Below are 23916 nucleotides of genomic sequence, written 5' to 3' on the forward strand. Positions count from 1 at the left end.
CTGAAATATTCAGGCTCGGACCTGTGCCGCAGGACTACGGGGCGGCGACCCAGCCCGGGAGGGTGGGCATCACCGTTTCGGCGACCCGGTTCAGGGTCGCGTCGTCGGGGGCCTGGCCGTCCTCGCGGAAGATGCTGAGCTCGAAGGCGCGGCCGCCGGGGGCCTTGGGGTCCTGCGCGACGACGAGGCTCCGCGTGACGGGGCCGGTCTTCCCGCCGGGCACGAGGACCAGTGCGTTGGACGAGTAGGTCACGGCGGGGTGGCCGAGCACGGCGGCCGGCTTGGCGAGGAACTGCGGCATGCCGATCATGTCCTCGACCGTGGTCGAGCTGTCCGTGATGGCCAGGGCGGTGTGCAGGAGGCGCACCTCCACCATGGGGTCCTTCCCGAGGGCGAGGGGCGCCGGGTGCGCGGTGGTGATGCGGTCCTCGGGCGTGCCCAGCAGGGCCGGGAGGTCGCGGCGGTTGATCGCGGCGCACAGCGCCGGGTACCCCGGCGGATCCGTGGGCCTGGGGGCGACGCACTCGACCGGCTTGTCCTCCGGCTTCGGCGGGGTGTCGAGGAACCCCAGCCCCCACAGGCCGGCCATGACACCGGCGACCAGCACGACCACGCCCGCCAGCTTGAGGCCGGTCCGGTCGTTGCCCGTCTCGGTGCTGTTGCCCTTCTCGGCGTTGTCCGTGCTGCCGGCCTCATCGGCGTTGTCGGCGTCGGCGTTGCCGGCCTCATCGACGATGCCTGGCGTGTCGGATTCCATCCCTGGACCCCCGTTCGAGAAGCTCGCCCCCGACCACCCGAGGACCCCATGAGCGGGGGTGATCGTACCGCCGGCCCGGCGGGGAGATGCCGGCGGTCAGCTCTGTGACCTGCGAAGACGCGCCGTTCCGCGTCGGGGCTCGGAGGGGGCCAGGCAGGCACGCCTGCGGCGAACGGTAGGCGGCCGCTACAGGCAGATCCAGCAGTACAGCTGCTCGCCCGCCGCGCGCGCCCGGCGGGCGAGGCCTACCAACTCCTCGGCCAGGGGGTGGAGATCGGACGGATCGGCGCCGTCCCACTCCTCCGCCAGCGCCCACTGCGCGACGACCTCCGGTACCCGCTCGTCGGGCACCCCGGCGAGCGTGTCCCGGGCGGCGTTGCCCAGCTCGGTCACCCACGGGCCGCTCGCCCACGGGTCGTCCTCGCCGTCGGGCCCGCTCGGGCCGGGCGGCGGCGTGGTCGGCCAGACCGGCGTCTCCGGCACCGCGTCGGGATGCCACTGCTCCCGCCGGATGGCAGCGACGAGTTGGCCGAGCACGACATCCGGGTCGATCCGCTTCGCCTCGACCCCGTCGAATCCGGCACCGAACCCGGCACCGGACCCGTCGTCGAAGTCGGGCCGCCCGCCGCCCGTGCGCTCCAGTGCCCGTACGACCGTCGCCGCGTCGGGGGCCCGGAAGTAGTCGGTCAGCACGCCCATCGCAGCCGTCCTCTCGTCGTCATACTCCTGTCGCTACTGAAGCAGACGCCACTGACATCGAGACAGGAGCCACTGTTCGGGGCCCGCTGCCTGCAGGGCTGTCGCCAAGTGGCAGGTCAGCAGGAGATGTTGCCGCTGCCGGCGTCGGTCTTCAGGACGCCGACGAACTTCTTCTCGAGGTCGATGCGATCGACCCGCCGGCCCGGGGCACCGGATAGCCTCGTCCGGAGCGCGACGAGGCAACCGGGGGGCAGGGCATGGGCGGTCACACCGAGGACGAGGGTGACGAGCGACTGGCAGCCGAGGGGGAGGTCGCGGTCGCCCGGCTGGCGATCGACTCCGGCGACCTCACGCACGCCGCCGACCACCTCTCCGACGCCATCCTCGCCGACCCGCAGCTGCCCGAACTGCACGAGGCGCTGGCCGAGTTGTGCGCCGCAGCCGGCGGCCCGGCGGCCGCGCGCGAGCTGTTCCCGCTGGACGGCGAGGTGTACCTCGGCACGGTCGCCTGCCGGGCCCACGTGGAGGCCGCCGCCGGGGACTGGGACACCGTCGTCGGCCTGCTCGCCTCCGCCATCCAGTACGAGCCGGCCCGCCCCTGGGCGCACACCGCCTGGCTGGCCCGCGAGGACCTGCCCGGCCTGGTCGACCCGGACACCGTCGCCCAGGCGGTGGCCCGTGCGGCCGGCGCGCTGCCCGACCCGCTCCCCACCGAACTGGCCGAAGCCGTCCGGCCCTTCGACGCCTTCGTACAGGCCGTGCTGGCCCGCCACGACGACCACGCGCTGCTGCTGGCGATGGCCTCCGGCCTGACCCGCCGCCTCGGCGCCACCGCCCACGCCGTCGACCTCGCCGCGCGGGCCCACCGCGCGGCCCCCGGCTACCTGCCCGCCGTGATGCTCGGCAACGCCCTGCGCGCCGACGGCCGCCCGGAGCGGGCGCTCGCCGTCTGGGAGGCCGAGCTGGAGCGGGTCGCACCGGACCGGGACAACTCCAGCAGCTACCTCGCCGTCGACGTCGCCGAGCTGTACGGCACCCTCGGCCGCCCCGCCGAGGGCCTGCCCTGGCTGGACCGGGTGCTCGCCACCGAGCCCGACCACACCAAGGCGGCCCCGGCCCGGTACGGGCTGCGCCACGCCCTGGACGGCGACCCGGTGCACCTGCTCGGCCTGGCCGACCACCACCGCGCCCACCCCGACCACGAGTACGCCCAGGACCTCCTGGCCCGGCTGAGCCACCGGGAGCCCTGGCTCGGCATGGTCCCCGGCACGTCCGAGGCCACCATCAACCTGCTGCACCAGGTCCTCGCGGCGCGCGACACCGACCGCGACACCGCGATCGACTGCGAGGTCTCCACCCTCGAACCGCCCAGCTCGCAGCTGGCCCTCCACCTCGCGCTGCCGCACTGCACCGTCGTCTACCAGTCCGTCGACGAGCCCGACCTCCGGCGGCCGCTGACCGCGACCGCCACCACCACCCGGATCTGGGCCTGGGAGGGCACCGACCCCCGGCCCGCCGTCGACCCGCCCGCGCCGGAGAGCGCCGAACTCGTCCGGGCCATCGCCGGGATCGTCTGGCCGAGCGTTCCCGCCGCCTACGACGAGGCCGTCCGCCTCGCCGGGCTGTCACTCGACGACCTGCTCGGCGTCCTCGCCCACCCGCCGCTGCCGCGCGAGGACGAACTCGGCCGGGCCCTGCTCGCCCACCAGCCCGAGCTGTGGGTGCGCGCCGTCCAGGCCTTCGCCTGCCTCGGCATCGCCCACCACCGCGCCGACCAGCCGTGGCCGGAGTCGGACCGCCGCCGGGTGCTGCTCGACCTGCTGCTCGGGCCGGAGGACTGGGTCGCCGAGGCGGCCGGCTTCGCGCTGGTCGCGATCGGCTGGACGCACCCGGAGGCCCGCGCCGACATCGCCGCGCAACTCCGACGGCGGCTGCACTACTGCGTCGACGCCCGGCGGGTGCGCGTGGTGACGATCCTGCGCTCGGTGTGCCGCCTGGTGCTCGCCGCCCCCTGGGTGTCGCCCGCCGACCGCGACCTCGCGCGGGCGGCCATCCGTGCCGAGGACGCCGCCGACGCCCCGGACCCCGTGCCGAACCCCGCGCCGGACCTCGAGTCGGCGCCCGAGCCCGAGCCGAAGCCCGAGCCCACCCCCGTGGCCCGACCCGAGCCCGAACCCGAACACGCGCCCAACCCCGGCCGCCTGCGCCGCCTCTTCGGCCGGGGCTAACCCACCCCGGGCAGCGGGTCCTGGTCGACGTCGAACCGCGCGACCCGCTCCGCCGGGTCGCGGCACTCCGGCCCCAGCCGCAGCATCCGCGACTCCGGGTCGTGCAGCGGCCGGTGGCAGCGGCGGCAGGTCACCCGGGTGCGAAGGGTCTGCGCGGTGTCCGTACCGGGGAGCGGCTCAGGGCTGGTCATGGAGAGACGGTAACGGCCGGCACCGCGAAGGACGCCCGTCGATGCGCGAAGCGATGCACGGAGCGATGCGTGCAGCAATGCACGGAGCGATGCGTGCAGCAATGCACGGAGCGATGCGTGCAGCAATGCGTTGAGCGATGTGTGGAGCCATGTATGGAGCCATGCGTGAAGCAATGCGTGGAGCGATGCGTGAAACGATGGCCCTCATGGCCACCGACCGCAGCAGCGCAGGAGACCCGGCGCGCACCCTCGCCCTGCTCTGGGGGCTCACCGCCGAGGAGAAGCCCGGTCGGCGCGGGCCCCGGCAGGCGCGCTCGACCGGTGAGATCGCCGCCGCCGCGATCGCCCTGGCCGACGCCGAGGGCGTGGACGCCGTCACCATGCGACGGATCGCCCAGGAGCTCGGGCTCTCCCCGATGGCGCTCTACACCTACGTGCCCGGCAAGGCCGAGCTGCTCGACCTGATGCTGGACACCGTCTACGCGACGATGCCCCGCAGCACCCCCGCCGACGACGGCTGGCGCGCCCGGGTCACCGCCGTCGCGGACGACAACCGCGCGCTGCACCGCGCCCACCCCTGGGTCGCCGCCGTCTCCACCAGCCGTCCGCCGCTCGGGCCCGGCCTGATGGCCAAGTACGAGTACGAGCTGCGCGCCTTCGAGGGCACCGGTCTGCCTGACGTCGAGCTGGACGCCGCGCTGACCCACCTGCTCGGCTTCGTCCAGACCTGTGCCCGGATGGCCGCCGACGAGCGCGCCGCCCGGCAGGACAGTGCGATGACCGACGAGCAGTGGTGGGCCGCCAACGCCGAGCTGCTCGCGAGGGTCTTCGACCCCGAGCGCTACCCGGTGGCGGCCCGGGTCGGTGCCGCCGCCGGCGAGGCGCACGGCGGCGCGTACAGCCCGGACCACGCCTACGCCTTCGGCCTGGCCCGCGTCCTGGACGGTTTGGCAGCCCTCGTCACCCAGCGGTAGGCCCCGTCACACGTTCACCCGACGGTAGGCCCCGTGACGCGCTCACCCGGCGGTGGCCCGCGCGTCGTACTCCTCGCGGGCCGTGACCACGGCCGGCACCCGCCGCTCCGACCAGTGGGCCAGCGCCGCGACCAGCTCCGCCGCCTCCCGCCCGAGCGGGGTGAGGCTGTAGTCGACGCGCGGCGGGATCACCGGGTGTGCCTCGCGCAGGACGAAGCCGTCCCGCTCCAGCGTCTGCAGGGTCTGGGCGAGCATCTTCTCGCTGACTCCCGAGACCTGACGGCGCAGCTCGCTGAACCGGTAGCCGCGCTGGTGCAGCGCGCCGAGGACGAGGACGCCCCAGCGGCTGGTGACGTGCTCCAGCACGCCCCGGGACGGGCACATCCGGTCGAACACGTCGGGCGGGGGGAGCTCCCTCAACTGCTCACTTACCTTCATGTCAGTACCCTACTTTGAAGTGCGTACTTTCGAAAGGTTAGTGCTGTCCCTAAGGTGAGTTCCGAGGCCAGAACCCCACCAATACCCCCTGAGGAGCCACCATGTACGTCGTCACCGGTGCCACCGGCCAGCTCGGCCGTCTCGTCGTCGAGGGCCTGCTGGCTGCGGTCCCCGCGAGCGAGGTGGCGGTCGCCGTCCGCTCCGCCGAGAAGGCCGCCGACCTGGCCGCGCGCGGTGTGGCCGTCCGCGTGGTCGACTACGACAAGCCGGAGACCCTGGCCGGCGCCTTCGCCGCCGGTGACCGGGTGCTGCTGATCTCGGGCAGTGAGGTCGGCCGCCGGATCCCGCAGCACCGGGCCGTCGTGGAGGCCGCCAAGGCCGCCGGGGTCGCGCTGCTCGCCTACACCAGCGCGCCGGGCGTGGCCACCTTCAGGCTGGCCGACGAGCACAGGGCGACGGAGGAGCTGATCCTCGCCTCCGGCCTGCCGTACGCGTTCCTGCGCAACGGCTGGTACACGGAGAACTACCTGGGTGACGCGGCCGGCACGGTGGCCCGGGGCGTGGTGCTCGGCAGCGCCGGCGAGGGCCGGATCGCCACCGCCCCGCGCCGGGACTACGCGGACGCGGCGGTCGCGGTCCTGACCGGCGAGGGCGACGGCCACGAGAACGCGGTGTACGAGCTGAGCGGCGACGCCGCCTGGAGCCTGCCCGAGCTGGCCGCCGAGCTGGCGAAGGCCTCCGGCAAGCCGGTCGGGCACCGGGACGTCGCCCCGGCCGAGCACCTGGCGGCCCTGGTCGGCGCGGGCCTGCCGGAGGGCTTCGCCGAGGTCCTGGTCGACGTGGACGCCGGCATCGCCCGGGGCGAGCTGGCCGGCACCCCGGGCGACCTGGCCCGCCTGATCGGCCGCCCGACCGTCCCGATGGCCGATTCCGTCCGTGCGGCGCTCGGCGCCTGACGGGCTGACCACCCGAAACGCCGAAATCGTCCAGCATGCAAACAATGTCATGACCAAAATCCGGAAACGGAGATGACATTCTGCCCTTCCGCCCGCTACCGTCACCAGGACCACACGCGCGCGGGAGGGCACTCGGCCATGCCACAGACAGACCAGCAGGACAACGGCCGAGGCCTCTGGTACGGCTTCGCGGCCTACGGCATCTGGGGGCTCTTCCCACTGTTCTGGCCGCTGCTGGAGCCGGGCGCCGCCGACGACATCCTGGCCAACCGGATGGTCTGGTCCCTGGTCGCGGTGGTCCTGCTGCTCGTCGTCCAGCGGCACTGGAGCTGGATACGCCCGCTGCTGCGCCAGCCCCGCCGGGTCGCCATGCTGGCCGGCGCGGCCACCGTGATCTCGATCAACTGGGGCGTCTACATCTGGGGCGTCAACGCCGGACACGTCGTCGAGACCAGCCTCGGCTACTTCATCAACCCCCTGGTCACCATCGCCTTCGGCGTCCTGGTGCTCAAGGAGCGGCTGCGCGTCGCGCAGTGGACGGCGGTGGGCGTCGGCGCGCTCGCCGTCGCGGTGCTGAGCGTCGCGTACGGGCAGCTGCCGTGGATCGCGCTGACCCTCGCGTTCTCCTTCGCCACCTACGGCCTGCTGAAGAAGAAGGTCGGGCTGAGCGGGCTGGAGAGCCTCGCGGCGGAGAGCGCCTTCATGTTCCCGTTCGCCCTGGGCTACCTGATCTACCTGCAGATCAGCGGGCGCGGCACCTTCGGACACACGGTGGCCGGCTCGTACGGCTGGGGGCACTCCGGGCTGCTGATGCTCAGCGGTGTGATCACCGCCATCCCGCTGCTGTTCTTCGGCGCGGCCGCCGTACGGGTGCCGCTGACCGTGCTCGGGCTGCTGCAGTACCTGGCGCCGGTGTTCCAGTTCCTGATCGGCGTCGCCGTCTTCCACGAGTCGATGCCGCCCGCCCGCTGGGCCGGCTTCGCCCTGGTCTGGGCCGCGCTCGCACTGCTCACCTGGGACGCGCTGCGCCAGGTGCGGGCCGACCGCGCGGCGCGGGCCGCGGCGGTCCTGCGGCCCGCACCGGCGGAGATGGCCAAGGCGACCGTCACGCCCTGAACGCCCTCACCCGCCGCAGCCTCACCCGCCGCAAGCCTCACCCGCGGTGAGCCGTCAGGCGCTGATGTCCCGGCTGCTGAAGCGCGACCAGGCCGCCGCGCCGAACACGGCGACGTAGGCGGCCTGCAGCCCGAGGTCCTTCAGCACGCCGTCCCAGTACATCGGCGCCCGCAGCAGGTCCGCGAAGTTCAGCCAGTAGTGGGTGAACAGGAACGGCCGGATCGCGTCCAGCTGCGGGAAGGCGTCCAGGATCTGGACGGTGATCACCAGTCCGACGGTGGCGGCCATCGCCGCGATGCCGCTGCCGGTGAGCGTGGAGACGAACAGCCCGATCGCCACCAGCCCGGCCAGCGAGGCGGCGACCACGCCGGCCACCAGCACCGCGCGCAGCAGCGCGTCGGCGAAGCCGATGGTGTCCCCGGAGATCAGCGTGACCTCGCCGAGCGGGAAGAGCGCGGCGCCGGTGGCCAGGGCCGCCGCCCCGACCGCCGCCGTCGCGGCCAGGCAGAACACCAGCGCGGCGGTGAACTTGGCGGCCAGCAGCCTGGTCCGCCCGGCCGGGGCGACCAGCAGGTAGCGCAGCGTCCCGGTGGCCGCCTCGCCCGCCACCGAGTCCCCGGCGACCACCCCGACCGTCATCGGTAGGAAGACCGGCAGCGCGACCGCCAGCGCGGTGAAGACCAGGAACAGCCCGTTCTGGGTGGTCTGCGCGATGAAGTTCGGACCGCCGCCGCCCTCGTGCGGACTGTCCGTGTTGAGCTTGACGACCACCCCGATCAGGACCGGCAGCACCGCCAGGATCGCCAGCAGCACCTTGGTCCGCAGCCGGCGGAAGGTCAGGTGCAGCTCGTTGCGGAACAGCGCCAGGAACCCGCCCGCCGTCTGCGGCCGCCGGCCGTTGACCACCGCTGCCCCGGTCCGCACCGTTGCCTCGGCCCGCGCCGTCGAATCAGCCCGCGACATCGAAGCCCTCCCCGGTCAGCGCCACGAAGGCGTCCTCCAACGTGCCCCGCTCCAGCCCGAAGCCGTGCACCCGCACCCCGGCCTCGACCAGCGCCGCGCACAGCTTTGGCAGCGCCTCGTCGTCCCGCTCGCCCAACTCGCCGTCCACCCGGCCCTCGCCGGGCACCAGGCCGGTGACCTGGTGGGCGGCCAGCACCTCGGCGGCCTGCGCCACGTCCGGGGTGCGGACCACCAGCCGGCCCTGCGCACGGGCGGCCAGTTCGGCGACGGTGCCCTGCACCACCAGCCGGCCCCGGGACATCACCGCCGCGTGCGTGCAGACCTGCTCGATCTCGTCCAACAGGTGCGAGGAGAGGAACACCGTGGTGCCCTCCGCCGCGACCTCCCGGACCAGCGCCCGGATCTCCCGCATGCCCTGCGGGTCCAGCCCGTTGGTCGGCTCGTCCAGCACCAGCAGCTCGCGCGGCTGCAGCAGCGCGGAGGCCAGGCCGAGGCGCTGCTTCATGCCGAGCGAGTACGCGCGGGCCTTCTTGCCCGCCGCCGCGCTCAGGCCGACCCGCTCCAGCGCCGCGTCGACCCGCTGCGGCCGGGTGCGGGGGTCGGCGGTCGGGTCGGCGGCGTCGAACCGGATCAGGTTGTCCCGCCCGGAGAGGAAGCCGTACAGCGCGGGGCCCTCGATCAGCGCGCCCACCCGGGGCAGCACGGAGGCGACGGACTGCGGCATCGACTCGCCGAGGACGCTGGCCACCCCCGAGGTGGGGGCGATCAGGCCCATCAGCATCCGGATGGTGGTGGTCTTGCCGGAGCCGTTGGGGCCCAGGAAGCCGAAGACGGAGCCGCGCGGCACGGCCAGGTCCAGGCCGTCCACGGCGAGCTGGCCGCCCCGGAAGCGCTTGGTCAGGCCGCGGGTTCTGATGACATCGTCGGTGGCGGAAACAGCGGGGGATGCGGATGCGGATGCGGATGCGGATGCGAATGCGGAGGCGGGCGGAACGGGATCGGGGGCCGGGCGCGGCTCGGCGCCCGGACCCCCGGCCGACTCCGTAACGTCCCCCGTTACGGGAGTCTTGGTCATCCGTCAGTTCACCCCGGCGGCGTGCTGCAGGACCGGCAGGGTCACCGCGCCGGCGAAGACCCGGCCGTCGTCGGTGAGCAGGACGTTGACCACCTTGGTGCCGATCAGGGTGCCGCCGTCGACCTGCTTGCCGAGCGACTTCATCAGCCCCTGCGGGTTCACCGAACCGCGCCCGCCGCCGTGCTTGCCGTCGCCCTTTGCGGCGCCCTTTCCGGCGACCTGCCCGTCACCCTTCGGCGTCGCGCCCGGCCCGCTGGGCAGCTGCCCGGTGAGCACGGCCGTCCAGCCCTCGCCGATCACGTTCACGCCCTCGTGCGCCTTGGCGTCGGAGCCCGCCGCGGCCTTGCCCTCGGCCGCCGCCTCGTCCGCCTTCTTCTCCGTCACCTTGGCGCCCTTGGGCACGGTGAAGTCGAAGGTCTTGGCGGCCGGCTTGGCGAAGGAGACGTCGGTGAAGTGGACGTCCAGGACGGTGGTGCCGTCGGTGGACTTCACCGCCACCGCGAGCGGCACGCCGTTGTCGGCGGCCACCGCGATCCGGACCTCGGCGACGGTCGAGCCGCTCTGGGTCGGCTTCACGCTCAGCTGGTAGGCCTTCTGCCCGGCCACGTTGGCCGTCCCTGCGACGGTGACCGAGGTGGTGCCGGCGCTCGCGGTCAGGAACTGCCGGGCGGCGTCCTGCGGGGTGGCCGGCAGCTGGGACAGCGGGGCCTCGGGGTGCCTGTCGCCGGCCCGGCCGGTCAGGTGCACCGCGCTGTTGGTCGAGCTGTCCCAGGCCCAGGACTGGTCGCCGTTGCGGACCACGGTGTAGCCGGCCATGCTCTCCATCATGTCCACCCGCTGGTGGGTCGGGCCGTCCACCGCGACCCGCAGCGTCCGGTCGCCGCCGAGCAGGCCGAGCAGCTTGGCCTGAGGGTCGGCCGACGCGCCCGCCCCGTCCCCGCCGTGCCCGGACGCCGCCGCGCCGAGGCCGCCGGCCGCGCCCAGCAGCTGGCTGGGCAGGCCGAGGTCGGTGGTGACCGAGACCGTCCCGGACAGGGACTGCGTCTCGGAACCAAGCGCCTTGGCGACCACCTGCTCCGCCGTCAGCGTCGGCAGGTCGGGCGGGGAGTCGGCGGCCAGCGCGGGCACCAGCCCGACCCCCGCGGCGATCACCGCGGCCACCGCCACCGGCACCCCGGCACGCACCAGCACGCGCCGCCGCGAGCGGTACGGCACGCCGCCGTCCAGCTCGTCCCCCGCCGCCGTCTCATTGGTCATGGCGTACTCAACTCCTCTGCGAACACGTTCGATTGACCTTGCCCCTCCATTAGAGGCCGCCACGCCGCCGTCGGCATCGCCCTGCAGGGCCAGATCGGGTTGGCCTTCATGGGTATGCCGACCCTGAGGCGGCCTCAGGGTTACTCATCCCGGGGTACCACCCCTGGCGTAGGGTCGCGACATGGACGGAACCGCCACGGACGCAAGCACCCCGCCGACCGCGAACGCGATGCGCCGCGCCCTGCGCCGCGCCCGGGACGGCGTCGCCCTCGACGTGACCGAGGCCGCCGTGCTGCTCCAGGCCAGAGGCGAGGACCTGCGCGACCTCTGCGCGAGCGCCGCCCGGGTACGCGACGCGGGCCTCGAAGCGGCCGGCCGACCCGGCGTCATCACCTACTCCAAGAGCGTCTTCATCCCGCTCACCCGGCTGTGCCGCGACAAGTGCCACTACTGCACCTTCGTCACCGTCCCCGGCAAGCTGCGCCGGGCCGGTCACGGGATGTTCATGTCCCCCGACGAGGTGCTGGACGTGGCCCGGCGCGGGGCCGAACTCGGCTGCAAGGAAGCCCTGATCACGCTCGGCGACAAGCCCGAGGACCGCTGGCCCGAGGCCCGCGAGTGGCTGGACGCGCACGGCTACGACGACACCATCGCGTACGTGCGGGCGATGTCGATCCGCATCCTGGAGGAGACCGGCCTGCTGCCGCACCTCAACCCCGGGGTGCTGAGCTGGACGGACTTCCAGCGGCTCAAGCCGGTCTCCGCCTCGATGGGCATGATGCTGGAGACCACCGCCACCCGGCTGTGGAGCGAGCCCGGCGGCCCGCACTTCGGCTCCCCGGACAAGGAGCCCGCCGTGCGCCTGCGGGTGCTGGAGGACGCCGGGCGCAGCTCCGTCCCGTTCACCAGCGGCCTGCTGATCGGCATCGGCGAGACGTACGAGGAGCGCGCCGACTCGCTGTTCGCGCTGCGCAAGGTCTCCCGCGCCTACCACGGCATCCAGGAGCTGATCCTGCAGAACTTCCGCGCCAAGCCGGACACGGCGATGCGCGGCATGCCGGACGCCGAACTGGACGAGCTGGTCGCCACCGTGGCGGTGGCCCGGCACCTGCTGGGCCCGGCCGCCTGCCTGCAGGCCCCGCCGAACCTGGTGGACGGCGAGTACGAGCGGCTGATCGAGGCCGGCATCGACGACTGGGGCGGGGTCTCCCCGCTCACCCCGGACCACGTGAACCCCGAGCGCCCCTGGCCGCAGATCGATCGCCTGGCCGAGCGCTCGGCGGCGGCCGGCTTCGAGCTGCGCGAGCGCCTCGCCGTCTACCCCGACTACGTGCGCGGCGGCGAGCCCTGGCTGGACCCGCGGGTGCTGCCGCACGTCCGCGCCCTGGCCGACCCGCGGACCGGCCTGGCGAACCCGGACGCGGTGGTCCGCGGCCTGCCCTGGCAGGAGCCCGAGGACCTGCCGGAGTCGTACGGGCGGACCGACCTGCACGCCACCATCGACACCGAGGGCCGCACCGGCGACCGCCGGGCCGACTTCGAGGACGTGTACGGCGACTGGGAGGTGCTGCGCGAGCAGGTGCTCGCGAAGGGCGCGCCCGAGCGCCTCGCCGGGGACCTGCGGGAGGCCCTGGCGGTGGCGGCCGACGACCCGGTGAAGCTGACCGACGACCAGGCGCTGGCCCTCTTCCACGCGGACGGCCCGGCCCTGGACGCGCTCTGCCGGATCGCCGACGACGTGCGCCGCGACGCCGTCGGGGACGACGTCACCTACTGCGTCACCCGGAACATCAACTTCACCAACGTCTGCTACACCGGCTGCCGCTTCTGCGCCTTCGCCCAGCGCCGCACCGACGCCGACGCCTACACCCTCTCGCTGGAGCAGGTCGCCGACCGGGCCGCGCAGGCCTGGGAGGTGGGCGCCACCGAGGTCTGCATGCAGGGCGGCATCCACCCGGACCTGCCCGGCACCGCCTACTTCGACATCGCCCGCGCGGTGAAGGAGCGGGTGCCCGGCATCCACGTGCACGCCTTCTCGCCGATGGAGGTGGTCAACGGCGCGACCCGCACCGGCCTGTCGATCCGGGACTGGCTGCAGCGGGCCAAGGAGTCCGGCCTGGACACCATCCCGGGCACGGCCGCCGAGATCCTGGACGACGAGGTCCGCTGGGTGCTCACCAAGGGCAAGCTGCCGGCCGCGACCTGGGTCGAGGTGGTCACCACCGCGCACGAGCTGGGCATCCGCTCCTCGTCCACGATGATGTACGGGCACGTGGACACCCCGAAGCACTGGCTCGGCCACCTGCGGCTGCTCGCCGACATCCAGCAGCGCTCGCTCGCGTCCGACGGCACCGGCGGCTTCACCGAGTTCGTGACCCTGCCGTTCATCCACACCAACGCCCCGGTCTACCTGGCCGGCATCGCCCGGCCCGGCCCGACCGCCCGGGACAACCGCGCGGTGGTCGCGATGGCCCGGCTGCTGCTGCACCCGCACATCCCCAACATCCAGACCAGCTGGGTCAAGCTGGGCGCCGAGGGCGCGGCCGAGATGCTCCGCTCCGGCGCCAACGACCTGGGCGGCACGCTGATGGAGGAGACCATCTCGCGGATGGCCGGCTCGGCGTACGGGAGCTACAAGTCCGTGCGCGACCTCCAGGCGATCGCCGAGGCGGCGGGCCGTCCGCACCGCCAGCGCACCACCACCTACGGCGAGGTGCCGGCCGAGCGGCAGGCCGCGGCACTGGCCTCGGACGGGCACCTGCCGGAGCTGCTGCCGGTGCTGGACTGAACGACGGGACCCCCGGGGCGGGGGCACTGAAGTTCGAGGGAAGCCGCTGATCCGCTCGGGCCTTCGAATACAGTGCGAGGGCGCGCGACCGGCCGTGCGTCGCGCATCCCCCCGCCCCGACGAAAGGCGCCCCGTCGTGATGCCACTGTGGTCACGCGCCCAGCAGCAGGACTACCGCAGCCGGGTGCGGGGCTGCCTGCTCGGCGGGGCCATCGGCGACGCGCTCGGCGCCGGCGTCGAGTTCGAGGCGCTGGAGAAGATCCGGGCCCAGCACGGCCCGCAGGGCGTCACCGGCTACGTCCCCGCCTACGGGCGCACCGGCGCCGTCACCGACGACACCCAGCTCAGCCTGTTCACCGTCGACGGACTCATCCGCGCCCACATCCGGCGCGACACCGGTAGCTGGCACCCGCCCACCGACCTGCACCTGGCCTACCTGCGCTGGGTCGCCACCCAGCGCGACTGGGGCCCGGACGAGCGCCGCCCGGACCTGGGCTGGCTGGGCCGCGAGGAGTGGCTGTACGCCCAGCGCGCCCCCGGCCAGGGTTGCCTGTCGGGCCTCACCGGGGCCGACGCCGAGCGGCTCGGCACCCTGGAGCAGCCCAAGAACCCGCACTCCAAGGCCTGCGGCACGGTGGTGCGGGCGGCGCCGTTCGGGCTGCTCACCACCTGGGAGCCGAGCCTGGTGTTCCAGCTCGCGGTGGAGTGCTCGGTGCTCACCCACGGCCACCCCACCGGCTACCTCGCGGCGGGCGCGTTCGCGGTGATCATCCAGTCGGTGGCCCGCGGCGGCACCCTGGAGGAGGGCGTCCACCTCGCGCTCGCCCTGCTCTCCGAGCGGCAGGCGCACGAGGAGACCACCACCGCGCTGCGGGCGGCGCTGGACGCCGTCCGGGCCGGCGAGCCCTCCGCCGACCGGGTCGAGGCGCTGGGGGAGGGCTGGGTCGCCGAGGAGGCGCTGGCGATCGCGGTCTACTGCGCGCTGGTCGCCCACGACGTCCGCTCGGGCCTGCTGCTGGCCGTCAACCACTCCGGGGACAGCGACTCCACCGGCGCGATCTGCGGCAACCTGCTCGGGGCACTGCACGGGGACACCGCGCTGCCGCCGGGCCTGGTGGCAGCCGTCGAGGGGCGCGCCGCGATCCTCGAACTCGCCGACGACTTCGTGCTGGAGCTGATGCACGGCCCCGAACTGCACGACCGGCGGACGGCGGAGGGCGCCGCCTGGGCCGTCCGCTACCCGGTGACGGGCTGAAGCGCCGCCCCCGCCCGGAACCACGCGGGCGGGTCAGCCCGGGAGTTCGCCGAAGATGCCGGCCGCCGTCGCCGCGGCGAAGGCGTTCCAGGCCTCGGTCGAGAAACGCAGGTGCGGGCCCCGGGGATCCTTCGAGTCCCGGACGGCCACCTCCCCCGCGCCGGGGACGGCGATCTCCACGCAGGCGCCTTGGCCGCCGCTGTGACTGCTCTTGCGCCATCGGGTTCCGTGCTCGGACGGGGTGATCATTCGTGGAATTCCTTTTCGATGTCGGCTATCAGCGACCGGCTCTCCGCGACACCGAGTGCGGCCGCCCTCAGGTAGTCGTAGAGACCGGTATAGCGGCGCACATCAGCCTCCTTCTCCAGGTAGAGATCGCTCGTCACACCTTCGAAGTAGACAACCGTGGAATCGGCTGACTCAGGGAACTCCAGCAGGGAGAATGTCCCGGTCATGCCGGGATGCGCGCCGTGCGAGAACGGGATCACCTGGATGGTGATGTTCGGGCGCAGGCTGAGCTCCAGCATCTGCTGCAGCTGCCGGGCCATCACCTCCTTGCTGCCGACCTCGCGGCGCAGCACCGCCTCGTCTATGACGGTCCACAGGCTGCCCAGCTGGTCCTCGCCGTGGACGCGCTCCTGGCGCTTCATCCGGACCTGCACCCGGCGCTGCACGGCGGTCGCCTCGGTGTCCGGCTGGGTGCCCTCGACCACGGCCTGGGCGTACTGCTCGGTCTGCAGCAGGCCCGGGACGAAGGAGGACTCGTACGCGCGGATCGAGGAGGCCTCGGCCTCCAGCCCGATGTAGACGCTGTACGGGGTCGGCATGTCGTTGAAGTCGTGCCACCAGCCGCGCTGACGCGACTCCTTGGCCATCTCCATGAGGCTGGAGCGCATCTGCTCGTCGGTCACCTTGTACACGTCACAGAGGTCGCGCACGTCCCGCTGGCTGATGCTGCGGCGACCGTTCTCCAGCCGGCTGATCTTGGACTGGGAGACCATCAGCCGGCCGGCGACCTCTTCCGCCGTCATGCCGAGGCCTTCCCGGAGCTTGCGCAGCTCCGAGCCGAGGCGTCGACGGCGGACGGTGGGATTGACGTTGGCAGACACTTCGACCTCCGGCCGAACCTCTGGTGATCGTTGGAACGGCAGTCCTCGGAACACTTCGGACATTGGGACCAACCCCCCTGACTTGGAGCAGCATGTCACCTTGGGCCAGGTCGGCGCCGGGGAATCACAGCAGCGCGGTAGAACAGATCATCGGAAAAGCGCTTCTGTGAGACAGCGAAAGCCCCCAGGTGGTAATGCGGCTCGGCGACTCGGACAGATCGTGCGACAGATGTCCCCGAACCGCTCTCGCACGTGCCCCTGGCATGGGCGAGAGCGGGCCGCCGCGGGGCGCCGCGGGCTTCCACGGGCTTCCGGGGACGGCAAGAGGGGCGGTCGCCAGGCGACTTGCGTCGCGGGGCGACCGCCCCTCGGTGCTTCTGGTGGTGCTTGTGACGCGGGTGGTGCGGGTGGTGCTCAAGGTGCCGGTGGTGCCGGTCGTGCGTCGGGTCGCTCAGCGCCTCTGGGAGGCGTGGGCGACGCGGCGCACGCTGTCGGGCATGCCCTCGGCGGTGTCGCTGACGGTGCCGTGGGCGACCGGTGCCTCCCCGGTCAGCGGACGCCGACCCGGGAGGCGGGAACCCGCCCGCCCGAACCCCGGCCAGCCGTACGGGAACCGGAGCGGCCGGTGGCCGGAGCGGCCCCGGACCCGGAGCCCGACCCAGCGCCCTGGGAAGAACGGTTCTGCTGCGTCGGCAGGCCGTTCTGCACGTCCATCACGGCGTGCGCGACCATCCCGCCGAGCGGGTCGTACCGGATCAGGTCCCGCAACCGCGACCGCGAGGACCGGCCCTCGTTGCCCGGGTACAGGTGCTTGCCCAGACCCACGGAGTGGGCGAGCGCCGCGAGCGCGGCGGTCCGCGGGTCCGGCGGCACGCCGGTGCGGATCGCGGTGTCCAGCCGCTGCTTGATCGCGGCGTTGGTGCAGTCGTCGGACGCCTGGTACCGGATCGTCGGCAGCACCCCGCACACCTGGCCCGGCACGGCCGTCACCATGCCGCAGCGCTCCAGGTGCGCCAGATAGGTCTGCCGCAACCCCAACCGGGGCCCGCCGATCCAGTGCGCCGCGCGTACCGGACTGCCGCGACGGCGCAACAGTTCCAGTGCGTGGTCAAGGGTCGGGTCGCCGGTCGGCCGTGCAAGCACGACAGCGATCCGGTCTCCCTCCGGTACGATCCGTCCGGCCAGGGACAGCTCGACGAGCTGCGCCCCGGCGAGTCCGAGGTCGAGGGTCTGCGGCTGCGCCGTGGTACCCGTGGTCGGGTCCAAAGCGAGCAGCAAGAGTTCCTCGGGAACAGTTCTGCGGCTCTTGCCCATCCAAGCCTCCCCGCGTGGATGAGAGACAGGGTGACGCCTCTCACACGGGCTTGTCGAGTACGCCTCCGAATCGTGACCTTGCGGTGAAGGCGCGGAACCGGTGGTCGCAGGCCCGGCGTCTGATCTGTGAACAGACCGTGGTGCGCCCGAGCGCCGGCAATAAGCGCCGGTCGGGCGGGGTGTGCGCGGTGGGAACGGCCGTCGGTGGCGGAGACTGTACAGGTACACGGGGCGGGGCGTCGGCTTCCCGAAATCGGGTTCGCAGGTGCCCCGCCGGGCGTTGAGGAGGCTGGGATACGTGGGCGAGTCCCCCGACAGGGTGCTGAGGGACGACGAGCGGGAGGGGGGCCGGGAACGCGAACGGACCGGTGCGACGGCCAGTGCGACGGCCGATGCCGCCGCCGCCGCCGCGACGGCCGAGTCCGCCGAGGGCGGTTCCGGCCCGGCTGCTGCCGGGGCGTCAGCCGAGGCCTCCTCGGACGATTCCTCGGACAGCTCTGCGGAGACCTCCGGCGAGGCGCCCGCGAAGGCGTCTCCGAAGCCGTCCGTGAAACCGTCTCCGAAGGCGTCCGCGAAGGCGTCCGACGACGCTCCGGCGGCGGGGGCCAAGGGCGGCTCGACCGTACAGCTCCGCGTCCGGGATGTGGACAGCAAGACGACGATGCTGCGACTGCCGGTGGACAACAGGACCACCGCGCTGCGGCTCCCCGACGAGCTGGTGAAGGCCGCCGGTAACGGGAGTTCCGGTGGTGAGGGGGAGAAGAAGGAGACCCCTTCGGCACCCGCCGGGGAGAAGGAGCCCGCCGAGCGCCCGTCCGGCTCCGACCCGCGTCTCGCCATGCGGACGGGTGCGGCGGTGGCGGAGAAGTCGGCCGGCAAGGCGAAGGACAAGGCGAAGGACGAAGCGGTCGAGCCCGCCGAAGCCGCAGCCGAGCCCGAGGCCGTCGTGTCCGAGGCCGCGCCGACCGGGAAGGCCGACAAGGCCGACAAGACTGACAAGACTGACAGGCCCGAAAAGACTGACAAGCCTGAGAAGGCCGCGAAGGCCGAAAGCACCGGAGCCACCAAAAGCGCCGAGGGCACCGAGGACGCCTCCGCCGAGGACTCTCCCGACGCCGACGCCGACCCCGTCACGCTGACCGAGACCGGGCAGCCCGGTCAGAAGTCGGGGCAGGCCGAGAAGCCGGAGAAGCCCAAGCCGCCGCGCGCCCCCGCGGCCGCCTCGGCCGGCACCGTGCCCGAGCCGCCGGCGCCGCGCCCGCTGCCGGAGCCGGACCCCGTCCCGGAGCCCGAGCCGACCCCCGGCCCGGAGCCGCTGCCGAAGCCGGCCCCCAAGCCCGCGCCCGGCCCCGGGCCGGCCCCGAAGCCGCTGCCCGAGCCCGACCCGCGGCCGGTGCCGCCGGTCCCGCCGCTGCCCCGGCCCGAGCCGCTGCCTTCGCCGGAGCCGCTGCCCTCGCCCGAGAACACCGCGGAGGCGATGGAGGTCCTGGCCTCCCTCAACTCCCGCCCGGTCTCGCCGCTGCGCCGCGCCGTCAAGCGGGTGACCATCTGGACGGTCTTCCTCGCCGTCGTGCTCGGCGCGGTCGTGGTGGCCCAGCTGCTGCGGCCGCTGCCGGACGCCACGGTGAAGATGACCGCCACGGGCAGCTACACCTTCAACGGTGACCAGCTCGACCTCGCCTGGCCGGCCAAGGGCCAGTCCGTTGCCGAGGTGGTCGGCGTCGGCAGCCTCGGCAGTTCGGGCCAGGAGACGCCGGCCTCGATCGCCAGTGTCACCAAGGTGATGAACGCCTACCTGATCCTGCAGAAGTTCCCGCTGAAGAAGGGGGAGAGCGGCCCGAAGATCACCGTCGACAAGCAGGCCGCGCAGGAGTCCGGCAACCTCGACGAGTCCCGGGTGGCCCTCACCGAGGGCCAGGTGCTCACCGAGTACCAGGCGCTGGAACTGCTGATGCTGCCCTCGGCCAACAACGTGGCCCGGCTGCTCGCCCGCTACCACTCCGGCTCCGAGGACGCGTTCGTCAAGCTGATGAACGACACCGCGGCCAAGTTCGGGATGACCAACACCATCTACGCGGACCCGGCGGGCTACAACACGGACACCAAGTCCACCGCCAAGGACCAGCTGAAGCTGGCCGAGCAGGTCATGCAGGACGAGATCTTCCGGCAGATCGTCTCCACCCCGGAGACCAACCTCAACAACCTGAAGATCCTCAACACCAACAACCTGATCAACCCGAAGACCGGCGTCATCGGCGTCAAGACCGGCTCCAGCACCCCGGCCGGCGGCTGCTTGATGTGGGCCGCCTACAAGGAGATCGGCGGCGTGAAGCGGCTGATCCTCGGCGTCACCCTGGGCCAGCCGGCCACGGGGCCCAACAAGGGCGAAGACATCCTGTCGACCGTGCTGAAGGTCAGCGGCAAGCAGATCCAGGCCGCCCAGAACGGCCTGACCGGCCAGACCGTGGTGAAGCAGGGCGACGTCGTCGGCTCGGTGGACGACGGGCTCGGCGGCAAGGTCCAGGTCGTGGCGACCAAGGACCTGGTGGTGGCGGGCTTCCCCGGCATCTCCGGCACGGTCACCCTGGACGCGTCGAAGATCGGCCACACCGAGAAGGCGGGCAAGGAGGTCGGCGTGCTGCGGGTGGGCGCCGGCGAGGACAAGGTGGAGGTCCCGGTGGCCCTCCAGTCGGACCTCAACCCGGCGTCCATCCAGTCCCGCCTGCTGCGCACGCTGTGAGCCGCCGAGGCGCTGAGTTGCCGAGGCACTGAGCCGCTGAAGCAACGCCGAAGCCACGCCGAAGGGGAGCCGGTCCGTACCGGCTCCCCTTCGGCGTTCGTTCCCCCGGTCCCCGTAGCCCCGGGGCTACGGCCGCAGCCCGGTTACGTGTCGCGGTCGAGCAGCGCGAGCGTGAACCCGCCGAGCGGCGTCACCTGGTCCGGGTCGCCGTACTGCGTGCGGAGCACCTGTGCCTGGTCGGTCGGCATGGCGCCCAGCGGGTCCGCGGTGTCGCCGAGGACCAGCAGCCAGATCCGGGACACCGGGCCCAGGCAGGCCTCCGGCTTCGGGCAGGGCGTCGGTGACAGGTCCTCCGCGTCGTCGGCGTTGCGCGCGACGAACACCGGGTACGGGTGGACGTCCGACGGCAGGTAGTAGCTGACGCCCGGCCAGACCATCGCCCAGGACTGGTCGCCCAGCGGGGCCGCCAGCCCGTCCCCGGAGTGGTAGCCGGCGGCGATCGTCCGGGCGGCCGCCCTGAACGGCTCCTCCGAGTGGTTGTGCGAGTCCGCGTACCGCACGGCGGGCTGCTTGGGCAGCGCCGCCACGGCCGGTACGGCGAGCAGCCCCACCGCCAGTAGCCCGGCCGCCGCGGCGGCCCTGCGGGGTGCCGGGCCGCGCCGTGCGAGGGCCGCCACCGCGCCGTACACCGCCCCGACCCCGCCCCCGGCCAGCACCGCCCAGGCGGGCACCGTGAACAGCAGGTACCGGTCGATGAAGTACGAGGTGTCGCCCAGGCGCGACACCAGCCAGACGCTCACCACCGGCAGCTCGGCGAGCAGCAGCACCTGCCAGGCCTGCAGTCGTCGGCCGGGCAGGGCCAGCGCCGGGATCGCCAGCAGCACGAAGGCGTAGAACACGATGTTCGAGCCGAACAGGTACTCGCCGAAGGTGGCCAGCCGGCGGAGGGAGGGGGTCAGTATCCAGCCCAGCTGCCGGTCCGACTGGCGGCTGCCCAGCAGCACCACCGGCAGTATCGGAACCGCGGCCACCGCGACCGCCAGCGGGTACCGCCACAGCAGCCGTCGGTCCGCGGCCTCCCGGGTGCGCCACAGGTGCAGCGCGACCAGGGCGACCTGCCCGGCCACCGTGCTGAACGAGATCAGGTGCCCCGCGCCCGCCAGCGCCATGGCCGCGCAGTACGGCGCCCAGCGCCGCCAGGTCGGCCGCTCCAGCGCCCGGAGCAGGAAGTAGGTGGCGGCGGCGATCGCGCAGGTCACCAGCGCGTACGAGCGAGCCTCCTGCGCGTACCGGGAGACCAGCGGCGGCACCGTGAACAGCAGGCCCGCGCCGATCGCCGCGACCCGGCCGCCGAACAGCCGCCGGGCGGTGAGCGCCACGAACGCGGCGGCCCCCGCCATCGCGAGCACGGACGGTATGCGCAGCGCCACCGTCGAGTCGCCGAAGACCGCGGTCCAGCCGTGCATCAGCAGGTAGTACGCGCCGTTGCTGGCGTCTATGTGCTGGAGCAGTCGCAGCAGATCGCCCAGTGAGCGGGTGGCCACCGTCGAGGTCGCGATCTCGTCCCGCCACAGGTCCGGCGTCCCCAGCCGGTACCCGCCCACCGCCAGCATCACCACCGCGGGCCACAGCCACACCTGCCCCAGCAGTCGGACGACCGGGCGCACCGCAGGTCTCATCGGGTCTTTCGTCTCCTTCGCGCGGTGTGCCGGGGCGGATCAGGCACTTCTTGGCAGGCTACTTGACCCGTCCTGACACCCCGTCGGCACCCGCACCCCCGTCCGCACCCCGTCCACCACCCCCCTCCCCACCCCCGATCCGGTACGCTGTGACCGGCCTCGCCACAGCTGGGCCGCGCCTCAGTAGCTCAGGGGATAGAGCACGGCTCTCCTAAAGCCGGTGTCGCAGGTTCGAATCCTGCCTGGGGCACAACGAGCACACGGGTCACAGGCCCCCGCCCACTCCGGGTCGGGGGCCTGTCCCGTTCCCCGGACCCTGACCGGCCTCGCCGCCGCCGTCCTCCCCGCCCGCCGGGTCAGCCGGGCCGGCAGCAGGTCTCAGGCGAGCTTCACGTGGGCGCGTTCCCCGGCTTCGGCGGCGAGGGCGAGGTCGGCGAGCAGGGTCTCGGTCTCTCGGGCGGTGCGCAGGACCGTGGGGTCGAGGTCGACGACGACGACCTCGCGCCGGTCCTCGCTCGCCTCGGCGATCAGGCGGCCGTCCGGGCCCCAGACCGCGCTGCCGCCGCAGGTGTGCCAGGGGCCGGTGTGGCCGATGTGGTTGGCGAGCACCGTGTAGAGGGTGTTGTCGAGCGCGCGGGCGGGGAACCAGGTGCGGGACTCGTGGTAGCCGTGGCCCCTGCTGAACAGCGCGCCGACCAGGTAGGCGTGGCAGCCGTCGAGCGCGGCGGCGCGGGCGTGCTCGGGGAAGCCGGAGTCGTAGCAGATGCCGAGGCCGAGCCGCCAGCCGTCCAGCTCCAGCGTGCAGCCGGCCGTCCCGGGGCGGTAGAGGTCGCGTTCGGCCTTGAACAGGTACTGCTTGTCGTAACGGGTGACGAAGCCGCCGTCGGCGCCGATGACGAGGGCGGAGATCCGCAGGTCGGCACCGTCCTGCACGGCGGCACCGACGACGGCGACGGCCCCCGTCTCGCGGCACGCTTCGGCGATCGGAGCGAGGCGCGGATCGCCGGGCTGGACGGTGTACTTGAGCGGGTCGGCGCGGATCAGCTCGGGCTCGTACCCGGAGAGGAACTTCTCGGTGAACAGCACCAGGCGGGCACCGGCGCCGGCGGCCTCGCGGATCAGCTCGGCGGCCTGGGCGGCGTTGGCGGATATGTCGCCGGCCACGGCCTGGGTCTGGACGGTGGCGATCCGCAGCGGCCGCTCGGGGTATCCGGCGGTGACGGTGGGGACGGCGGGGGCGGGGGCAGGGGCGGTGGTCACGGCGGTCACGCTAGCGGACGGCCTCGGACCGGTGACGTGGTCTCAACTGGCTCTCTTGTGCGGCCGGTCGGCAGTGTTGCTCAGGGTGTCGTCGTCCCGAACGCGGTGGTCCGGGACGGCGTGGTCCGGGACACCGTGGTCCGGAAAGCCGTCGTTCAGCGGTACGTCGTCGTCCAGTGGCACGCCGTCGCCCGGTGCGCCGTCGTCCAGCGGGTCGGTGGGGTGGGGCGACCGGATGGAAGGCACGATGACCCGCTGAACCCTGGGCCTGGTACGCCAGTTGACCCGCCGTACGTCGCGGGCCAGCGCGCCGGGGCGCCAGAGCTCGATCACGGTGGTCACGGCGCCCAGCACGATCCCGGCGGCCAGCCAGCCGCCCAGTACGTCGCTGGGCCAGTGCACGCCGAGCGCGACCCGGGTCCAGCCGATGGTCAGCACCGTCGCCGCTGCCACCGCGCAGGCCGCGGTCCGGCCCCGGCGGCGAACCCGGTACCAGACCAGGCCGACCAGGACGGCGCAGGTGATCGCCGAGGCCATGGCGTGCCCGGAGGGGAAAGCCGGTCCGCCGGCGTGCGAGACCGGGTCGGAGAAACTGGGCCGCCTGCGGTCGAAGGCCAGCTTCAGTGCCCATTGGGCGCCCCAGCCGACCAGGGTCTGGGCGGCCACCCAGCCGGCCAGGACCCGCGCACCGATCAACCAGAGCCAGACGGCGGCGATTCCGAGGAGTGTACGCATGGTGACGGTGCCGCCGATGTCCGAGAGCGTCTGCACCGCGGCGGTCCAGATCCGGTGCTCCCGGGCGTAGGTGTGCAGTTCGCCGATCCACTCCTGGTCGAAGCGGATCAGCGGGCGCCAGTGGCCCGTCACCAGGGCCGCCAGGAGGCCGAAGAGCGCGGCACAAACCAACACGACCGCGGCGTCCCGAAGGAGACTGCGGTTACGCGCAGTGACGGTGGTCGTGCTGTTGGTCAGGTGCATGGCTGACACCTTCCCAGTGTCCTGCGCCGATCAGGAGCTGGAGCGATAGCGATTTGGCATCGTTTGTGAGGAGGTCCTGCGTGCGCCGGGGCGTGGGCGCGGGCGGAAACCGGGAGTGTGCGGGAACGCGCGCGGCCGT

Annotated in this window: 21 protein-coding genes and 1 tRNA gene; 8 read left to right on the forward strand and 14 right to left on the reverse strand. The window is 73.2% G+C overall.

Features of this window, described 5'->3' with window-relative positions; genetic code table 11:
* Nucleotides 1-34: 34 nt before the first annotated feature.
* From ACZ52J_RS07545 to ACZ52J_RS07555, 3 genes are all read right to left on the reverse strand, one after another.
* Nucleotides 35-757, reverse strand: coding sequence for a DUF6215 domain-containing protein (locus ACZ52J_RS07545; RefSeq protein WP_465616597.1), 723 nt, complete (start codon nt 755-757; stop codon nt 35-37).
* A 186-nt stretch (nt 758-943) separates the two neighbouring features.
* Nucleotides 944-1456 (reverse strand): hypothetical protein, encoded by a 513-nt coding sequence (locus ACZ52J_RS07550; RefSeq protein WP_465616599.1) that lies wholly within the window; start codon nt 1454-1456, stop codon nt 944-946.
* 116 nt (nt 1457-1572) lie between these two features.
* Nucleotides 1573-1725 (reverse strand): hypothetical protein, encoded by a 153-nt coding sequence (locus ACZ52J_RS07555; protein ID WP_465616601.1) that lies wholly within the window; start codon nt 1723-1725, stop codon nt 1573-1575.
* On the opposite strand from ACZ52J_RS07555, the gene ACZ52J_RS07560 reads away from it, so the two are divergent.
* On the forward strand, nt 1714-3684 hold the full coding sequence (locus ACZ52J_RS07560) for a tetratricopeptide repeat protein (protein ID WP_465616603.1): 1971 nt from the start codon (nt 1714-1716) through the stop codon (nt 3682-3684). The genes ACZ52J_RS07555 and ACZ52J_RS07560 overlap by 12 nt on opposite strands.
* Here ACZ52J_RS07560 and ACZ52J_RS07565 read toward each other — a convergent pair.
* A complete protein-coding gene (locus tag ACZ52J_RS07565) occupies nt 3681-3875 on the reverse strand; it encodes a DUF6011 domain-containing protein (RefSeq protein WP_360494385.1) in 195 nt (64 codons plus the stop codon). The two genes, ACZ52J_RS07560 and ACZ52J_RS07565, sit on opposite strands and share 4 nt — an antisense overlap.
* A gap of 206 nt (nt 3876-4081) precedes the next feature.
* Between ACZ52J_RS07565 and ACZ52J_RS07570 the strand changes: the two genes are divergently transcribed.
* The gene (locus ACZ52J_RS07570; RefSeq protein WP_465616605.1) at nt 4082-4849 is read left to right on the forward strand and encodes a TetR/AcrR family transcriptional regulator; all 768 of its coding nucleotides are present in this window, start codon (nt 4082-4084) and stop codon (nt 4847-4849) included.
* A gap of 42 nt (nt 4850-4891) precedes the next feature.
* Here ACZ52J_RS07570 and ACZ52J_RS07575 read toward each other — a convergent pair whose 3' ends face one another.
* On the reverse strand, nt 4892-5287 hold the full coding sequence (locus ACZ52J_RS07575) for a winged helix-turn-helix transcriptional regulator (RefSeq protein WP_465616607.1): 396 nt from the start codon (nt 5285-5287) through the stop codon (nt 4892-4894).
* Nucleotides 5288-5388: 101 nt separating this feature from the next.
* On the opposite strand from ACZ52J_RS07575, the gene ACZ52J_RS07580 reads away from it, so the two are divergent.
* Together ACZ52J_RS07580 and rarD are read left to right on the forward strand one after the other, a co-directional pair.
* A complete protein-coding gene (locus ACZ52J_RS07580; RefSeq protein WP_465616609.1) occupies nt 5389-6243 on the forward strand; it encodes an SDR family oxidoreductase in 855 nt (284 codons plus the stop codon).
* A gap of 138 nt (nt 6244-6381) precedes the next feature.
* Nucleotides 6382-7359 (forward strand): EamA family transporter RarD, encoded by a 978-nt coding sequence (gene rarD / locus ACZ52J_RS07585; protein WP_465616611.1) that lies wholly within the window; start codon nt 6382-6384, stop codon nt 7357-7359.
* A gap of 54 nt (nt 7360-7413) precedes the next feature.
* Here the strand turns inward: rarD and ACZ52J_RS07590 are convergent, their stop codons facing one another.
* From ACZ52J_RS07590 to ACZ52J_RS07600, 3 genes are read right to left on the reverse strand one after another with little or no spacing between them, the layout of a single operon-like run.
* Nucleotides 7414-8322: an ABC transporter permease gene (locus ACZ52J_RS07590; RefSeq protein ID WP_465616613.1), complete on the reverse strand. Its 909-nt coding sequence runs from the start codon at nt 8320-8322 to the stop codon at nt 7414-7416.
* Nucleotides 8309-9397, reverse strand: a complete 1089-nt coding sequence (locus tag ACZ52J_RS07595) for an ABC transporter ATP-binding protein (protein WP_465616615.1) — start codon at nt 9395-9397, stop codon at nt 8309-8311. Before ACZ52J_RS07595 ends, ACZ52J_RS07590 begins: the two co-directional genes overlap by 14 nt.
* A gap of 3 nt (nt 9398-9400) precedes the next feature.
* On the reverse strand, nt 9401-10654 hold the full coding sequence (locus tag ACZ52J_RS07600; RefSeq protein ID WP_465616617.1) for a LolA family protein: 1254 nt from the start codon (nt 10652-10654) through the stop codon (nt 9401-9403).
* 181 nt (nt 10655-10835) lie between these two features.
* On the opposite strand from ACZ52J_RS07600, the gene ACZ52J_RS07605 reads away from it, so the two are divergent.
* A complete protein-coding gene (locus ACZ52J_RS07605; RefSeq protein WP_465616619.1) occupies nt 10836-13442 on the forward strand; it encodes a bifunctional FO biosynthesis protein CofGH in 2607 nt (868 codons plus the stop codon).
* Nucleotides 13443-13581: 139 nt separating this feature from the next.
* Complete coding sequence (locus ACZ52J_RS07610) at nt 13582-14697, forward strand: ADP-ribosylglycohydrolase family protein (protein ID WP_465616621.1); 1116 nt, start codon at nt 13582-13584, stop codon at nt 14695-14697.
* 33 nt (nt 14698-14730) lie between these two features.
* Here the strand turns inward: ACZ52J_RS07610 and ACZ52J_RS07615 are convergent, their stop codons facing one another.
* From ACZ52J_RS07615 to ACZ52J_RS07625, 3 genes are all read right to left on the reverse strand, one after another.
* The gene (locus ACZ52J_RS07615) at nt 14731-14946 is read right to left on the reverse strand and encodes a DUF397 domain-containing protein (RefSeq protein ID WP_465616623.1); all 216 of its coding nucleotides are present in this window, start codon (nt 14944-14946) and stop codon (nt 14731-14733) included.
* Nucleotides 14943-15806, reverse strand: a complete 864-nt coding sequence (locus tag ACZ52J_RS07620; RefSeq protein ID WP_465616625.1) for a helix-turn-helix domain-containing protein — start codon at nt 15804-15806, stop codon at nt 14943-14945. Before ACZ52J_RS07620 ends, ACZ52J_RS07615 begins: the two co-directional genes overlap by 4 nt.
* A gap of 549 nt (nt 15807-16355) precedes the next feature.
* Nucleotides 16356-17120 (reverse strand): GOLPH3/VPS74 family protein, encoded by a 765-nt coding sequence (locus ACZ52J_RS07625; protein WP_360494350.1) that lies wholly within the window; start codon nt 17118-17120, stop codon nt 16356-16358.
* Nucleotides 17121-17418: 298 nt separating this feature from the next.
* Here ACZ52J_RS07625 and ACZ52J_RS07630 point away from each other — a divergent pair, with 298 nt between their 5' ends.
* Complete coding sequence (locus tag ACZ52J_RS07630) at nt 17419-19860, forward strand: D-alanyl-D-alanine carboxypeptidase family protein (RefSeq protein WP_465616627.1); 2442 nt, start codon at nt 17419-17421, stop codon at nt 19858-19860.
* Between the two features lie 143 nt (nt 19861-20003).
* Here ACZ52J_RS07630 and ACZ52J_RS07635 read toward each other — a convergent pair whose 3' ends face one another.
* A complete protein-coding gene (locus tag ACZ52J_RS07635) occupies nt 20004-21539 on the reverse strand; it encodes a glycosyltransferase family 39 protein (protein ID WP_465616629.1) in 1536 nt (511 codons plus the stop codon).
* A gap of 177 nt (nt 21540-21716) precedes the next feature.
* Here ACZ52J_RS07635 and ACZ52J_RS07640 point away from each other — a divergent pair.
* Nucleotides 21717-21789 (forward strand) — tRNA-Arg (locus tag ACZ52J_RS07640).
* 128 nt (nt 21790-21917) lie between these two features.
* Here ACZ52J_RS07640 and ACZ52J_RS07645 read toward each other — a convergent pair.
* Both ACZ52J_RS07645 and ACZ52J_RS07650 read right to left on the reverse strand, forming a co-directional pair.
* Entirely contained in the window at nt 21918-22799 is an 882-nt protein-coding gene (locus ACZ52J_RS07645) for a carbon-nitrogen hydrolase family protein (RefSeq protein ID WP_360494342.1), read from the reverse strand.
* Nucleotides 22800-22841: 42 nt separating this feature from the next.
* The gene (locus ACZ52J_RS07650) at nt 22842-23777 is read right to left on the reverse strand and encodes a phosphatase PAP2 family protein (protein WP_465616632.1); all 936 of its coding nucleotides are present in this window, start codon (nt 23775-23777) and stop codon (nt 22842-22844) included.
* Between the last annotated feature and the right edge of the window lie 139 nt (nt 23778-23916).

The sequence above is a fragment of the Kitasatospora sp. NPDC034035 genome, assembly GCF_055575755.1.

What these genes read in the sequence shown, in the direction of transcription:
- ACZ52J_RS07550 (WP_465616599.1), bottom strand. Translation starts at nt 1,456, where the DNA reads ATGGGCGTGCTGACCGACTACTTCCGGGCCCCCGACGCGGCGACGGTC.
- ACZ52J_RS07625 (WP_360494350.1), bottom strand. Translation starts at nt 17,120, where the DNA reads ATGGGCAAGAGCCGCAGAACTGTTCCCGAGGAACTCTTGCTGCTCGCT.
- ACZ52J_RS07545 (WP_465616597.1), bottom strand. Translation starts at nt 757, where the DNA reads ATGGAATCCGACACGCCAGGCATCGTCGATGAGGCCGGCAACGCCGAC.
- ACZ52J_RS07595 (WP_465616615.1), bottom strand. Translation starts at nt 9,397, where the DNA reads ATGACCAAGACTCCCGTAACGGGGGACGTTACGGAGTCGGCCGGGGGT.
- ACZ52J_RS07600 (WP_465616617.1), bottom strand. Translation starts at nt 10,654, where the DNA reads ATGACCAATGAGACGGCGGCGGGGGACGAGCTGGACGGCGGCGTGCCG.
- ACZ52J_RS07610 (WP_465616621.1), top strand. Translation starts at nt 13,582, where the DNA reads ATGCCACTGTGGTCACGCGCCCAGCAGCAGGACTACCGCAGCCGGGTG.
- ACZ52J_RS07570 (WP_465616605.1), top strand. Translation starts at nt 4,082, where the DNA reads ATGGCCACCGACCGCAGCAGCGCAGGAGACCCGGCGCGCACCCTCGCC.
- ACZ52J_RS07575 (WP_465616607.1), bottom strand. Translation starts at nt 5,287, where the DNA reads ATGAAGGTAAGTGAGCAGTTGAGGGAGCTCCCCCCGCCCGACGTGTTC.
- ACZ52J_RS07565 (WP_360494385.1), bottom strand. Translation starts at nt 3,875, where the DNA reads ATGACCAGCCCTGAGCCGCTCCCCGGTACGGACACCGCGCAGACCCTT.
- rarD (WP_465616611.1), top strand. Translation starts at nt 6,382, where the DNA reads ATGCCACAGACAGACCAGCAGGACAACGGCCGAGGCCTCTGGTACGGC.
- ACZ52J_RS07615 (WP_465616623.1), bottom strand. Translation starts at nt 14,946, where the DNA reads ATGATCACCCCGTCCGAGCACGGAACCCGATGGCGCAAGAGCAGTCAC.
- ACZ52J_RS07605 (WP_465616619.1), top strand. Translation starts at nt 10,836, where the DNA reads ATGGACGGAACCGCCACGGACGCAAGCACCCCGCCGACCGCGAACGCG.
- ACZ52J_RS07635 (WP_465616629.1), bottom strand. Translation starts at nt 21,539, where the DNA reads ATGAGACCTGCGGTGCGCCCGGTCGTCCGACTGCTGGGGCAGGTGTGG.
- ACZ52J_RS07590 (WP_465616613.1), bottom strand. Translation starts at nt 8,322, where the DNA reads ATGTCGCGGGCTGATTCGACGGCGCGGGCCGAGGCAACGGTGCGGACC.
- ACZ52J_RS07560 (WP_465616603.1), top strand. Translation starts at nt 1,714, where the DNA reads ATGGGCGGTCACACCGAGGACGAGGGTGACGAGCGACTGGCAGCCGAG.
- ACZ52J_RS07650 (WP_465616632.1), bottom strand. Translation starts at nt 23,777, where the DNA reads ATGCACCTGACCAACAGCACGACCACCGTCACTGCGCGTAACCGCAGT.
- ACZ52J_RS07580 (WP_465616609.1), top strand. Translation starts at nt 5,389, where the DNA reads ATGTACGTCGTCACCGGTGCCACCGGCCAGCTCGGCCGTCTCGTCGTC.